This is a genomic window from Epibacterium sp. MM17-32, from assembly GCF_022348205.1.
Classification (GTDB): Bacteria; Pseudomonadota; Alphaproteobacteria; order Rhodobacterales; family Rhodobacteraceae; genus Epibacterium.
Genome location: NZ_JAKRFC010000003.1, coordinates 253470 through 266466, shown reverse-complemented (window position 1 = coordinate 266466; position 12997 = coordinate 253470). Strand labels below are relative to the sequence as shown.

The 12997-nt window shown below is 62.5% G+C and carries 14 protein-coding genes; 8 read left to right on the top strand and 6 right to left on the bottom strand.

Annotation, left to right across the window (positions count from 1 at the left end; translation table 11 throughout):
- Positions 1-5: 5 nt before the first annotated feature.
- Positions 6-1121, bottom strand: coding sequence for a pyridoxal phosphate-dependent aminotransferase (locus MHM88_RS07030; protein WP_239361731.1), 1116 nt, complete (start codon positions 1119-1121; stop codon positions 6-8).
- 162 nt (positions 1122-1283) lie between these two features.
- On the opposite strand from MHM88_RS07030, the gene MHM88_RS07025 reads away from it, so the two are divergent.
- From MHM88_RS07025 to MHM88_RS07015, 3 genes are all read left to right on the top strand, one after another.
- Complete coding sequence (locus MHM88_RS07025; RefSeq protein WP_239361722.1) at positions 1284-2081, top strand: crotonase/enoyl-CoA hydratase family protein; 798 nt, start codon at positions 1284-1286, stop codon at positions 2079-2081.
- A 49-nt stretch (positions 2082-2130) separates the two neighbouring features.
- Positions 2131-2856 carry a sterol desaturase family protein gene (locus MHM88_RS07020; protein WP_239361720.1) on the top strand — a complete coding sequence of 242 codons (726 nt, stop codon included), beginning with the start codon at positions 2131-2133 and terminating at the stop codon, positions 2854-2856.
- A 413-nt stretch (positions 2857-3269) separates the two neighbouring features.
- Positions 3270-4736: a globin-coupled sensor protein gene (locus tag MHM88_RS07015; RefSeq protein ID WP_239361712.1), complete on the top strand. Its 1467-nt coding sequence runs from the start codon at positions 3270-3272 to the stop codon at positions 4734-4736.
- A gap of 81 nt (positions 4737-4817) precedes the next feature.
- Here the strand turns inward: MHM88_RS07015 and MHM88_RS07010 are convergent, their stop codons facing one another.
- The 5 genes from MHM88_RS07010 to secG all read right to left on the bottom strand — a co-directional run bounded on the left by MHM88_RS07010 (position 4818) and on the right by secG (position 9175).
- Positions 4818-5720 (bottom strand): fructose bisphosphate aldolase, encoded by a 903-nt coding sequence (locus MHM88_RS07010; protein WP_239361710.1) that lies wholly within the window; start codon positions 5718-5720, stop codon positions 4818-4820.
- Between the two features lie 194 nt (positions 5721-5914).
- Positions 5915-6346, bottom strand: a complete 432-nt coding sequence (locus MHM88_RS07005) for a hypothetical protein (RefSeq protein WP_239320796.1) — start codon at positions 6344-6346, stop codon at positions 5915-5917.
- Between the two features lie 92 nt (positions 6347-6438).
- A complete protein-coding gene (locus MHM88_RS07000) occupies positions 6439-6807 on the bottom strand; it encodes a VOC family protein (RefSeq protein WP_239361701.1) in 369 nt (122 codons plus the stop codon).
- A 135-nt stretch (positions 6808-6942) separates the two neighbouring features.
- Positions 6943-8586, bottom strand: a complete 1644-nt coding sequence (locus MHM88_RS06995; protein ID WP_005620851.1) for a CTP synthase — start codon at positions 8584-8586, stop codon at positions 6943-6945.
- 223 nt (positions 8587-8809) lie between these two features.
- Positions 8810-9175, bottom strand: coding sequence for a preprotein translocase subunit SecG (gene secG, locus MHM88_RS06990; protein WP_239361699.1), 366 nt, complete (start codon positions 9173-9175; stop codon positions 8810-8812).
- A 161-nt stretch (positions 9176-9336) separates the two neighbouring features.
- On the opposite strand from secG, the gene nthA reads away from it, so the two are divergent.
- From nthA to MHM88_RS06965, 5 genes are all read left to right on the top strand, one after another.
- Positions 9337-9993 carry a nitrile hydratase subunit alpha gene (gene nthA, locus MHM88_RS06985; protein ID WP_239361696.1) on the top strand — a complete coding sequence of 219 codons (657 nt, stop codon included), beginning with the start codon at positions 9337-9339 and terminating at the stop codon, positions 9991-9993.
- Positions 9990-10682, top strand: a complete 693-nt coding sequence (gene nthB, locus MHM88_RS06980; protein ID WP_239361695.1) for a nitrile hydratase subunit beta — start codon at positions 9990-9992, stop codon at positions 10680-10682. The genes nthA and nthB overlap by 4 nt, the downstream gene beginning before the upstream one ends.
- Before the next feature lie 2 nt (positions 10683-10684).
- Positions 10685-11026 carry a nitrile hydratase accessory protein gene (locus MHM88_RS06975; RefSeq protein ID WP_239361693.1) on the top strand — a complete coding sequence of 114 codons (342 nt, stop codon included), beginning with the start codon at positions 10685-10687 and terminating at the stop codon, positions 11024-11026.
- 130 nt (positions 11027-11156) lie between these two features.
- Positions 11157-12470, top strand: a complete 1314-nt coding sequence (locus MHM88_RS06970) for an adenylosuccinate synthase (protein WP_239361692.1) — start codon at positions 11157-11159, stop codon at positions 12468-12470.
- On the top strand, positions 12470-12715 hold the full coding sequence (locus MHM88_RS06965; RefSeq protein ID WP_239320815.1) for a DUF2842 domain-containing protein: 246 nt from the start codon (positions 12470-12472) through the stop codon (positions 12713-12715). The genes MHM88_RS06970 and MHM88_RS06965 overlap by 1 nt, the downstream gene beginning before the upstream one ends.
- The last annotated feature ends 282 nt before the right edge of the window (positions 12716-12997 follow it).

Genomic DNA, 12997 nt, shown 5'->3' with positions numbered 1-12997 from the left:
CTGGGTCAGCCGCGTTTGCCGCGCGCCTCTTCCAGCGCGAGAGGCAGCGCCGCGGCAAAGGCGGCGCGCTCGGCCTCGGGGCCGCAGCTGACGCGGATGCAGCGGTTTTGCGGTGCTGCAAAGGGCATGCGCACAAAGATGTCGCGCGCCACCAGCGCCTCCAAGACCGCCTTGGCAAAATCTCCGTCGTGGCCACAGTCGATCGCGACGAAATTGGTGGCAGAGGGCAGCGGCGTCAGGTCATTGTCGCGCGCAATGCGGGAAATCTCATCACGGGCGGTGGCAATCTCTGCCTGCACATGGGCCAGCCAGTCCTGATCCTTGATTGCCTCGGTGGCGCCAATCTGGGCACAACGGTTCATGCCAAAATGATTGCGCACCTTGTGAAAGGCGGAAATCACCTCAACCGCGCCCATTGCATAGCCGACGCGCGCGCCTGCCATGCCATAGGCCTTTGAGAGGGTGCGCATGCGGATCACGCGCGGGTCGGTCACATCCACCGGTGCGGCGGGGCCTGCGGGGGCGCATTCCACGTAGGCCTCATCCAGCAGCAAGAGGCTGCCCTCGGGCAGATCATCCAAAGCGGCGACGATATCCGCGCCGCGATGCCAGCTGCCCATCGGGTTGTCGGGGTTGGCGAGGTAGACGATCTTGGCGTTGACCTCATGGGCCTTGGCCATCAATGCGGCGATGTCCTCGTGGTCGTCCTTGTAGGGGACGGTGTGCAGCACGCCGCCAAACCCTGCCACATGGTAGTTGAACGTGGGATAGGCCCCAAGCGAGGTCACCACCGCATCCCCAGCGCCCACATAAAGCCGCACCAGATTGCCCAGAAGCCCGTCGATCCCCTCACCAACCATGATGTGATCAGGGGCAACGCCGTGCAGATCAGAAAGCGCCTGACGCAGCTCATAGCTCTCGGCGTCGCCGTATTTCCAGATCTCTGCCGCCGAGGCCTGCATGGCAGCGACGGCCTTGGGCGAGGGGCCAAAGAGATTCTCATTGGCGCCGAGCCGCGCCACAAAGGGCGCGCCGCGCTGGCGTTCATGGGTTTCGGGCCCCACAAAAGGGACCGAAGCGGGCAGGGACTGGGCGAGCGGGGTTTGGCGGCTGTCTGTCATGCGTCAAGACCTAGCCGGGCGGACGCGGCCGGGCAAGGGGCCAGCCGTGATCCGGTGCCCCGGCGTCAGGCTGGAAAGCGCGGGCGAAGCGCGGCAAGCTGAGTGCAACCAACGAGGGTGCCACAGCGACGGCACGCGAGACGACCAGAGGAGGAGCCCGTGATGGCTGAGGAAAACGCGCGTGTATCCGTCGAGATCCGCGACCATGTGGCCCATGTCACCCTGACCCGCGCCGACAAGATGAACGCGGTCGACAAACATATGCTGGCGGCGGTGATCCAAGCGGCCAAGGAGGTTGCGGCCTCGGACGCGCGGGCGGTGGTTTTGTCGGGCGAGGGCAAGAGTTTCTGCGCGGGCCTTGATGTGATGAGCTTTGCCGCGATGGGGCAGATGCAGGACTCCGGCTGGATTATGGATCGCACCGAGGGGGACGCCAATGATTTTCAGGCCGTCGCCATGATGTGGCGCGCCTTGGATATTCCGGTGATTGCGGCCTTGCAGGGGGCAACCTTTGGCGCAGGGCTTCAGATTGCGCTGGGGGCGGATATGCGCATTGCGGCCCCGGATGCAAAGCTCGCGGTGATGGAAATGGAATGGGGCCTGATCCCGGATATGGGGGGCATGGCGCTCCTGCCGCAGCTGGTACGTTCGGACGTGCTGCGCGTGCTGACCTATACGGCAACGCCGGTGGAGGCCGAGCAGGCCGAGCGCTGGGGGCTGGTCACCGAGATCGCGGATGATCCGTTGGCCCGCGCGCAGGCGCTTGCGGCAGAGATCGCAGGCAAGGGCCCCAATGCCATCCGCGCCGCCAAGCGCCTGATCGCCTATGCCGAAAGCGGTGCCCATGCCGCAGAGGTGCTGTTGCGCGAAAGCGAAGAACAGGCGGCACTGATCGGCAAGCCCGAACAGATGGAAGTGGTGATGGCGAACATGCAAAAACGCCCGCCGGTCTTTAAGTAGCGCCGCCGGGGCGCGCAGGCTGGGCAGGTCCATTCGGGGAGGAGCGGACATGATGCGGTTGAAACTCTTGCTGTCGCACCCGTCGGTGCCGGTGATGCTGGCGGCGGTGGCGCTGGGTGTGGCGATCCTGCTGATGCAGGGGGCGACATGGCAATGGGGCTTTGTGGTGCTGGGGGTCGGCTTGCAGATGCTCAATGAATACGGGCTGCACCGGTATATCTTTCACCTGAAACCGCCGCGCCGACAGTGGGCCTTTGATCTGCTCTATCAGGCGCATTACGGCCACCATGATTTTCCGACCAATCACCGGCTGTTCTTTGCGCCGATCTGGGTGGCGCTGCCGATGCTGGCGGTGAATTTTGCGCTGATCTACGGGCTGGTGTGGCTGGTCCTGCCGCTGCATGCGCTGACGCTTGCGGCGGCGATTGTGCTGGTGGGCGGGGTTGCGACCTTTCTGGGGTATGAATGGTTTCACATGACCGCGCATCTGACAGTGTCCAAAACACGGGTGGAGCGGCATGTGACCCAGCTTCACAACCAGCACCATTTCCGCGATTTCTCCAAATGGTTCCACGTCTCGCCCGGCGGTGAGGTGATCGACCGCGCGATGGGCACGGCCATCGACCGCGAGGCGCTGAAGAACCAGCAACGGGTCGAGTTTATCCGCACCCTTGGCATGACACCGGACGACCCGAGGCTGGTGGCGGCGCGGAAACGGTTTGCAAATCGTTACCAGCTGAGTGCCGAAGAGATCGCCCGGGCTTGTCGCGCGTAAACACGCCCATATCGCCACCGCGCCGATCACACAGCGGCGCGGCGCATGATTTGCCCCCGACCTCTCTCACCGGTGATTGTCTGAAATTCGCGTGGAATAGGCCATTTTGGGGCCCACGCTGGATTTGACATCGGCGTTCTGAGACCGCATCGCTGACATCACCAACCGAATCATGCAAAAAACGTGACTGTCAGATGTATGTGTGTCTGCCGCCACGTGATGGCGTCATATCCGTGCGGTGCGACAGCTGAAGCAATGAAAATTCAGTGTTTTACACGCGTAAACCATAAACTTTTCAACATTCAGCATTCGTTCGCAAATCCTCCATAATCCTCTCCGGGTCTTGCGGCGCTCATTTTTACGATACACTCACGGCGCTCGCTGCTTTTTAGGGAATGCGGAGGAGTAGTCCTGTGACGATTGACATAAACGCGCTGTTGGCGACTTACGATCTTGACGGGGAAAACGGGACCCGTCTGCAACGCGCGGCGCCGATGGTGATGGCGCTGTTGCCCGAGGTCCTGGCTCATTTTTACGACCGGGTTGGGCGCGAACCGGAAATGGCCGCCTTCTTCAAAAGTGATGCCATGATGGAGCGCGCAAAGGCGGAACAGCTGAAACACTGGTCGCGCCTGTTTTCCGGTGATTTCAGTGCCGAGTATCTGGCCTCGGCACAGAACATCGGCCGCGTTCACACCCGGATCGGGCTGCCGTTCTCCTTCTTCAATGCGGGCTATGCCCATGCGACCGCCCATATTCAGGCGCTGGTCCTGAAACAGGGGGCGCGGCGGTTCCTGCGCCCCGCCAAGGAAACGCATCAGTTGCTGGGCATCCTGTCCCGCGCGATGGCGCTGGATATCCAGTTGATTTTTGATGCCCATGCAGAGGCCGTTCAGGAAGAGCAGAACCGAGGGTTCCGCTATATGACCGAGGCGATCGAGGCGTTGGCGGCTCAGGATCTGAGCCATGACATCCCGTCTCCGCAGGACAGCGATTTTCCGGAACAGTTCAATGGGATCAGAGAGAGCTTCAATGCGGCGCTCGGGGCCCTGCGGCAGGTGATCGCGGGCATTCGCAGCTCGGCACAACAATTGGACAGCGGTGCGCTGGAGGTCTCGCAAGCCTCCCAGGATCTGTCACAACGTACCGAATCCCAGGCAGCCACGCTGGAGGAAACAGCGGCCGCGGTGGAAGAGATCAGCGCCAGCATGCGCTCGTCGGCGGAGGCCACGCAGAAAACAAGCCTCACCGTCGGCACCACCCGCCAGCGCGCCGAAGAGGGCAGCGTGGTGGTGCGCAATGCGGTTGAGAAAATGAACGAGATTGCCGACTCCTCGGCCCAGATTTCCAAAATCATCTCGGTGATCGACGACATCTCCTTTCAGACCAACCTGTTGGCGCTGAACGCGGGCGTGGAGGCCGCCCGCGCCGGCGAGAGCGGGCGCGGATTTGCCGTGGTGGCCTCCGAGGTGCGCAATCTTGCTCAACGCACGGCGGATTCTGCTGGCGAAATCAAAGAGCTGATCGCCATCAGCAGCAAGCATGTGGAAAGCGGTGTCGAACTCGTGGGCAACGCGGGGGACGTGCTGGAGAGCATCGTGAGCCAGATCAACGAAGCGGCGGAGCTGACCGAGCAGGTGGCAAGCTCGGCAGATCAGCAATCCACGGCCTTTGGCGAGATCAACATCGGCGTGTCGCAGCTTGATAGCGTGACCCAGCAGAACGCGGCCATGGTCGAACAAAGCACGGCCGCCCTGATGGAGATGCGCAATGAGGCATCGACCCTCTCGGGGCTGGTGTCCGTGTTCCAACTGGACGCAGGCACGCAGAGCGTCGGTGCTGAGGGCGGGCAGGACGCAGCCTTCCGCCGCGCGGGCTAACCTATGATGTAAAAGCAAAAAAGGCCGCAGCGGGTGCTGCGGCCGTTTCTGTTTCAAGCAACGGTCTGAACACGTCGTGTCTCAGAGCGAGGCTTTGTAGATCTTGTCGATGTTGGAGCCAAGGGCGGCGTTGTAGTCCGCATCCGACATCGCCACGTTCAACCCCTCGGTCAGGGCGCGCGAGAACGAGGCGATCATCTTGCTGTTTTGCGACAGGCGCGCGCAGGCATCATCGGTGGTGTAGCCACCAGACAGCGCCACCACACGCACCACGGCGGAGTGATCCGCGAGGCTGTCATACAGACCTGCCTCATCAGGAATGGTGAGTTTGAGCGCGACCTTGGTGCCCTCGGGCAGGGCGTCAAGCTGTGCTGCGATCTCGGCCTTCAGCAGGGCTTCGGCCTCGGATTTGGTGGCGGAGTTGATGTCCACCTCGGGTTCGATGATCGGAACCAGACCGGCGCGGGCGATCTGCAGGCCAACCTCGAACTGCTGCGCCACCACGGATTTGATGCCGACCTCGTTGGCTTCTTTGACGACGGAGCGCATCTTGGTGCCAAAAATGCCAGCCGCAACCGCGCGTTCCAACAGCGCGTCGAGATCGGGCATCGGCTTCATCAACTGGACGCCGTCTGCTTCATCCGCAAGACCCTTGTCGACCTTCAGGAAGGGTACAACGCCGCATTTTTCCCAGAGGTAGGTGGGGACGGGCGTGCCGTCGATGGCATTGTCCATGGTCTTTTCAAACAGGATCGCGCCGAGGATCTTGTCGCTGTTGAAATCCGGTGCGGTGATGATGCGAGCGCGCATCTTCTGGATTTCCGCAAACATTTCCTCGTCATTGGAATAGGCGTCTTCCATCACGCCATAAAGCGCCAGCGCCTTGGGTGTGGAGCCGCCGGACTGGTCCAGCGCGGCGATGAAGCCCTTGCCAGTTGCAATGCGGTCAAACTGTTGCTGATGGGTTGCGGGGTCTGTCGCCATGACGCGCGGCCTCCTTGGGAAATGCACGGATACTGTTGCTGCCACTTCTATACCGGGGGCCGAGACAGAGACAACAAATGCTTTGCGTTGGTTGCGCTAACGCCCTGCCGTTTCAGCGAAAAAACACTTGGCGCGTAGCAGGGCGCGCATCATGGGGTTCAGCCGGCGGATGTGCAGGCACGGACCACGCAGCATCACGCCGCAAGGGAGGACCCGATGAAGTGTTTCAGCGCCGTGTGCGGCAGGCATTTTTCGCGGCTGCGCCCGGCCAGACGCACGGTGTCAAACAGCACCGTGAGGGTCATGTCGGTGAAAGACAGGCTCCAGTAGCGGGCATCCATCGCGGCCCAGCGGGCGGCTTTTTCGCTGCCGCAGATTTCGGTGATATTCCATGCTGAGACCGGGTAGGGCGAGTCCGAAAGTTCATCCACATTCATGGGATCAACGCGGAAATCCAGCACATCGTCAAACTCCAGAATGGCGAGCCCGCCGCCTGCAATGGGCGCCACCTCGTAGCATAAGAGCAGCTTGTCGCCGTCGAAAAAGACCGCGGGAACCTCGTCGGTTCCGATCACCGGGAACTCCTCTCGGGGTTCCTTGCTCGTTATGGTGCCTGTTTCTGGCATCGCTGTCTCCAGCGGCCATTCTCGGCCGCGCTTGGGTCGTCACTTCGACTCAGGACCATACGAGATGGGGGCTTCCAAATTGCTAACGGGGCTCACCTGTCGGGCGCAAAAATACGGCTTGATACAGAGACCGAATTGCCGTCCGGGTCCTTGCGATTGGCAAAGTGGTAGCCGTCCGCCTGGTGGAGGCTGCCAAAGGCAAAGCCGGCCTTTGAGGCAGCGGCGCAAAACCCGGCCACATCCTCGACGTCAAAGACCAGTTTTACGCTGGATTGACCGATTTTCTGACTGCGGGCGGCGGGATGCAAGATCAGGGCTGCACCGGCGGCAGGGGGGCGCAGTTCGACGATCCGGTCGCCGGGGAGGTCGTGGCGGGTGTAGCCAAAAAGGGCGGAGTAAAACGCCACCATATCATTGATGCGTTTTGTATAGATGAGGATGCGCCCCAAACATGTTTGCATGTCTTCTCCTCCGGTACGTTCGGAGTGTGGCAGCAGCTCATCGCGCTGCCAAGTGCACATGAAAAAGGAGCGCATGCAAAAAGGGCACCCCGATAGAGATGCCCTTTGTTCCGTTATCGTGACGTTGCGCAGGTATCAGACCAGACGCGAGGTTTCCTTGGCTGCGCGGACGAAATCCTTGAACAGCGGGTGCGGATCGAAGGGCTTCGATTTGAGTTCCGGGTGGAACTGCACGCCGATGAACCAAGGATGATCGCTCCATTCAACGATCTCGGGCAGGCGGCCATCCGGGCTCATGCCAGTGAACTTCAGACCGCAGGCCTCGAGTTTTTCGCGGTATTTGATGTCGACCTCATAGCGGTGACGGTGGCGTTCCTCGATGGAGGTGGAGCCATAGACCTCGGCCACTTTGGACCCATCGGAGAGGGACGCGTCATAGGCACCCAGACGCATGGTGCCCCCTTTGTCGTCATCGGCGCTGCGGCTCACCTTGTGGTTGCCCTGCACCCATTCCTTGAGGTGATAAACCACGGGTTCAAAACGCTTTTTACCCGCTTCATGGTCGAATTCTTCCGAGCCTGCTTCCTCGATACCGGCCACGTTACGGGCGGCCTCGATCACGGCCATCTGCATGCCGAGACAGATGCCGAGGTAGGGCACCTTGTGCTCGCGGGCATATTGCGCCGCCTTGATCTTGCCTTCGGTGCCGCGCTCGCCAAAGCCGCCGGGCACGAGGATCGCATGGAAGCCCTGCAGGTATGGCGTTGCGTCTTCCTTGTCGAAGAGCTCTGCGTCGACCCACTCGATACGCACCTTCACCCGGTTCGCCATGCCACCATGGGTGAGCGCCTCGGCGATGGATTTATAGGCGTCCTCAAGCTGGGTGTATTTGCCCACGATGGCGACTTTGACCTCACCTTCGGGGTTGTAGATGCGGTCGGCCACGTCTTCCCAGGTGTCCAGCGTCGGGCGCGGGGCAGGGGCGATGCCAAAGGCGTCCAGAACCGCCTGATCGAGGCCTTCGCGGTGATAGGCCAGCGGCGCCTCGTAGATGGATTTCAGATCCTGCGCCGCAATCACGCTGTCGGCACGCACGTTGCAGAACAACGCCAGCTTTTCGCGTTCCTTCACCGGGATCGGCCCCTCGGAACGGCAGACCAGAATATCGGGGGCCAGACCGATGGAGCGCAGTTCCTTCACGGAGTGCTGGGTCGGTTTAGTCTTTAGCTCGCCAGAGGCCTTGATGTAGGGCAGCAGCGTCAGGTGCATAAAGATACACTGACCGCGCGGCTTATCCTGGCTGAACTGACGGATGGCCTCAAAGAAAGGCAGCCCTTCGATGTCGCCCACGGTGCCGCCAATCTCGCAGAGCATGAAATCGACCTCATCCTCACCGATGGAGATGAAGTCCTTGATCTCGTTGGTGACATGCGGAATCACCTGAATGGTCTTGCCGAGGTAGTCGCCGCGGCGCTCCTTCTCCAGCACGTTGGTGTAGATCCGCCCGGAGGAGATCGAGTCGGTCTTGCGGGCTGGTACGCCGGTGAACCGCTCGTAATGGCCCAGATCGAGGTCGGTTTCGGCCCCGTCGTCGGTCACAAAGACCTCTCCGTGTTCAAACGGGCTCATGGTGCCCGGATCGACGTTCAGATAGGGGTCGAGTTTGCGCAGGCGGACGGAATAGCCCCGCGCTTGCAGCAGCGCACCCAGCGCAGCAGAGGCCAGTCCCTTGCCCAGAGAAGAGACGACACCGCCAGTAATAAAGATGAAACGCGCCATGTTTTCGGCTGCCCCCGTGAGATCGTGTCAGGTCCAAATCGGTTCAGTCGTGATCCGGGGAAGACCCCGCATCTCTTGCTGCCCGGCGGTGATTCAAGCGCGAAGTTCACGCCTCAAAAACCGCAGCATCACGGGACTTAACAGTTATCAGATTCGCAAAGCATGCGCAAGGGAACCGCAAGATGCTGTTACGGTTCCCTTAAGTCTGTCTAGGTTTTGTATGTCAGTCGGCGCTTGGCACCAGCGGCGCGTTTTCACCCTGGCTGGGTGGCAACAGGTCGTTGCCCAGCGGCGTGGCGGGTGCGGTAGGTGCCTCACCATCGGCCGGTGCGCTCAGGCTGTCGGTGATCGAGCTGCCTGCGGATTTCTGTGCTGCGAGCACGGTCAGGGTGATCGACGTGGCGATAAACGCGATCGCGAGCACCCAGGTGATCTTGCTCAGCGCCGTTGCTGCCGCGCGGCCGGTCATGGCGCCACCGCCACCACCGCCACCCATGCCAAGGCCACCGCCCTCCGACCGTTGCAGAAGAACAACGGCAATGAGGCCGAGCGCCAGAAGAAGATGGATGATGAGAACGACGTTTTCCATAGGACCCTGCGGCTGTTGGCTGAGTATCGGGCGGTTCATAGGGAAGATTGCCGGTCGGGGCAAGGGGCGAGTTCCAGCCGGTTCCGCCGTTGGGCCGGATTACGGTGCCGCAGCGGTCGCTCAGGCTGGACAGGGGCGGGTGGGGCAGGCACTCTCGGGGCATGCCGCATGATACCTCCGACCGGCAACAGCCGCCGCATTCGCATTTGCCCTCCGATCCGTCCCTGCGGGTCAAGGCGCTGGAAACGATTCTGACTCGCAAGGGGCTGATCGACCCGGCGGCGCTGGATGAAATCATCGATACCTATGAAAACAGGATCGGTCCGCAGAACGGCGCGCGCGTGGTGGCCCGCGCCTGGGCCGATGCGGCGTTTCGGACCGCCTTGCTGGAAGACGCCGATCCCGTCCTGACGCAGATGGGATTCAACGGACGTCAGGGCGAACATGTGGTTGTGGTCGAAAACACGCCCGAGCGGCACAATATGGTCGTGTGCACCCTGTGCAGTTGCTACCCGTGGCCGCTGCTGGGGATTCCGCCGGGGTGGTACAAATCCGATGCCTATCGGGCCCGCGCGGTGCGAGAGCCGCGCAAAGTTCTGTCTGAGTTTGGCGTGACGCTGCCAGAGGGCACCGCTGTCCGGGTGTGGGATTCCACGGCCGAGGTCCGCTATCTGGTCTTGCCCATGCGCCCCGCAGGCACCGACGACTGGAGCGAGGATCAGCTGATGCGATTGGTCAGCCGCGATTCGATGATCGGAACAGCCCTGGCGCGTCGGCCGGATACAGGGGGCGTGGCGGGGCAGGAGGGGGCTGAATGACTCGAGTGCATGACATGGGCGGACGTTTCGGCGAGGGCCGGATCACGCCCGAGGCCGAGGACGCACCGGTGTTTTCCACGGACTGGCATGCCCGGGCGCTGGCGGTCACGTTGGCCTGCGGTGCGCTGGGGCAATGGAACATCGACGGGTCGCGCCACGCGCGTGAGCGGTTGAGTGCGGCGGATTACACCCGGTTGTCCTACTACGAGAAATGGATGGCGGCGCTGGCCAATCTCCTCGTGGAACAGGGTGTCCTGCGCGAAGAAGATCTCGCCCAGCCTTTCGCCACTGAGGAAACCCCGGCGCTGCCCCAGCATCCGCTGGCGGCGCGCTGCCTGCACCCGGAGGCGGTCGCGCAGGTTCTGGCCGCGGGGGGACCCGCTGTGCGCGACAGCCAGGTTGCCGCGCAGTTCAGACCCGGCGACAGGGTGCGCACCCGGCGCCCGGCCAATACCCTCGTAAACGGCGGGCATACCCGTCTTCCGGCCTATGCCGGCTCCGCCGAGGGGCAGGTTCTGCGCCTGCATGGCAGCCATGTCTTTCCCGACAGCAACGCCCACGACCGCGGCGAGGCCCCGGAGCCGCTCTATGCCGTGTCTTTTGCCGCGCAGAGCCTCTGGCCGCATGCCGAACATCCGCGCGATGAGGTGGTCCTTGATCTCTGGCAAAGCTATCTGGAGCCCGCCTGACCATGGCAGCCCCCTCGCACCGTCCGGACCCCGTGTTTGACAGCCCCTGGCACGCGCAGGTCTTTGCCCTTGTCGTGCACCTCAACGAGCGCGGTCTGTTCACCTGGCCGGACTGGGTGGCGCGGTTTTCCTCGGCGCTGCGGCAGGCGGGACTGTCGCAGGCCCTGAATGGCGGCGACGATTACTTTGCCGTCTGGCTGGATACGCTGGAGCACGTGATGCTTGAGCAGGGTCTCGCCGGGGTGGAGGACCTCACCGACATGAAACGCGCCTGGGAGCAGGCCTATGTGCAGACGCCGCATGGCGAACCCGTGCATCTTGAGGACCCGTCCCGAGGTCCTTGAAGGCGTTTCGGGGGCGGATGGCGATGTGGACGGGGCTTTGTAACGGCGCTGCGACGAGATTCCGGTTTCCTCGCCCGCGCTGCCTCGCTATACGGGGCGTCGGTTTCAACCAGCATGCAAAGGACCTGAGATGGCCAATGTCGTGGTAGTCGGCGCCCAGTGGGGCGATGAAGGGAAGGGCAAGATCGTTGACTGGCTCAGCGAACGCGCCGATGTGATCGCGCGTTTTCAGGGCGGTCACAATGCCGGTCACACGCTGGTCATCGACAAGAAGGTCTACAAGCTGCACGCGCTGCCCTCGGGCGTGGTGCGCGGTGGCAAGCTCTCTGTCATCGGCAATGGCGTCGTGCTCGACCCGTGGCACCTGATCAAAGAGATCGAGACCGTGCGCGCCCAGGGTGTGGACATCACGCCGGAGACGCTGATGATCGCGGAAAACACGCCGCTGATCATGCCCTTCCACGGTGAATTGGACCGCGCCCGCGAAGAGGCGGCCTCCAAGGGCACCAAGATCGGCACCACCGGTCGCGGCATCGGCCCGGCCTATGAGGATAAGGTGGGCCGCCGCGCCATTCGCGTGGCCGATCTGGCCGATCATGCGACGCTCGAGGCGCGTGTGGACCGGGCGCTGCAGCACCATGACCCGCTGCGCAAGGGCCTCGGCGTGGAGCCGATCGACCGTGACGCACTGGTCGACTTGCTGAAAGAGATCGCGGGCGAGATTCTGCCCTTCGCCGCGCCGGTCTGGAAGGTGATGAACGAGAAGCGCAAAGCCGGCAAACGTATCCTCTTTGAGGGCGCTCAGGGCGCGCTTCTGGACATTGACTTTGGCACCTATCCCTTTGTGACCTCGTCGAATGTAATCGCCGGTCAGGCGGCGACCGGTGTTGGCATTGGCCCCAATTCCATCGACTATGTGCTGGGCATCGTCAAAGCCTATACCACCCGCGTTGGCGAAGGTCCGTTCCCGACCGAACTGCTGGGCGCGGACGGCACACCGGATGCGGATGGCGAGCGTCTGGGCACCCGGGGGCATGAGTTTGGCACCACCACCGGCCGTCAGCGCCGCTGTGGCTGGTTTGATGCCTGTCTCGTGCGCCAGACCTGCGCAACCTCCGGCATTAACGGGATTTCGCTGACCAAGCTTGACGTTCTGGACGGGTTTGAGACGCTGAAGATCTGTGTGGGCTATGATCTGGACGGCACCCGTCTGGATTATCTGCCGACCGCCGCCGATCAGCAGGCGCGCTGCACGCCGATCTACGAAGAGATGGACGGCTGGAGCGAATCCACCGAGGGCGCGCGCAGCTGGGCGGATCTGCCCGCCAACGCGATCAAATATGTGCGCCGGGTTGAAGAGCTGATCCAATGCCCGGTCGCGTTGCTGTCCACCAGCCCGGAGCGGGACGACACCATTCTGGTGACCGATCCCTTCGCTGACTGATGGCAAAGGATGGTCTCAGCTATCGCGCCCGGAGGATCTGGGCGCTGGTGATCCTGCTTGTGGGGATGCCGGTCTATATCGTGCTGGCGGTGACGATCCTCAATCTGCTGGATCGTCCGCCGCTCTGGCTGGAACTGCTGGTTTATGTCGCGCTGGGCGTGGCCTGGGTTCTGCCGTTCAAGTTCGTCTTCAAAGGTGTCGGCAAGGAAGACCCCGACGCGCTCCACGACGAACATCCAAAGTAACACCGCTCCGTATCGGCGCACATGATGTGAGGGCGGGGAGCTCCCGCCCGCGCTCCGTGCCCCCTGCAGGACCCATCGCCCAGTTGGGCCCGGCGCCGCGCTCCCCGCAGGGGAGCGCGGCGCCGGTCGCTTCGGGCTTTGCCCGAAGCGAAACAGCTTTCTCCCGTCAGGGGATATTGACTCCACTTGTACGTCGCACCGTTTGATCGAGAAGAAAGCGCGGCACGCGAGACCGTTCCGCAGATACAAAAACACCGCCCGGGTTGGGCGGTGTTTCGGGTG

Coding starts and splice junctions, on each gene's coding strand:
- MHM88_RS07000 (WP_239361701.1), bottom strand. CDS start 6,807: ATGCAAACATGTTTGGGGCGCATCCTCATCTATACAAAACGCATCAAT.
- secG (WP_239361699.1), bottom strand. CDS start 9,175: ATGGAAAACGTCGTTCTCATCATCCATCTTCTTCTGGCGCTCGGCCTC.
- MHM88_RS06970 (WP_239361692.1), top strand. CDS start 11,157: ATGGCCAATGTCGTGGTAGTCGGCGCCCAGTGGGGCGATGAAGGGAAG.
- MHM88_RS07010 (WP_239361710.1), bottom strand. CDS start 5,720: ATGGCGACAGACCCCGCAACCCATCAGCAACAGTTTGACCGCATTGCA.
- nthB (WP_239361695.1), top strand. CDS start 9,990: ATGACTCGAGTGCATGACATGGGCGGACGTTTCGGCGAGGGCCGGATC.
- MHM88_RS06975 (WP_239361693.1), top strand. CDS start 10,685: ATGGCAGCCCCCTCGCACCGTCCGGACCCCGTGTTTGACAGCCCCTGG.
- MHM88_RS07025 (WP_239361722.1), top strand. CDS start 1,284: ATGGCTGAGGAAAACGCGCGTGTATCCGTCGAGATCCGCGACCATGTG.
- MHM88_RS07030 (WP_239361731.1), bottom strand. CDS start 1,121: ATGACAGACAGCCGCCAAACCCCGCTCGCCCAGTCCCTGCCCGCTTCG.
- nthA (WP_239361696.1), top strand. CDS start 9,337: ATGCCGCATGATACCTCCGACCGGCAACAGCCGCCGCATTCGCATTTG.
- MHM88_RS06995 (WP_005620851.1), bottom strand. CDS start 8,586: ATGGCGCGTTTCATCTTTATTACTGGCGGTGTCGTCTCTTCTCTGGGC.
- MHM88_RS06965 (WP_239320815.1), top strand. CDS start 12,470: ATGGCAAAGGATGGTCTCAGCTATCGCGCCCGGAGGATCTGGGCGCTG.
- MHM88_RS07020 (WP_239361720.1), top strand. CDS start 2,131: ATGATGCGGTTGAAACTCTTGCTGTCGCACCCGTCGGTGCCGGTGATG.
- MHM88_RS07005 (WP_239320796.1), bottom strand. CDS start 6,346: ATGCCAGAAACAGGCACCATAACGAGCAAGGAACCCCGAGAGGAGTTC.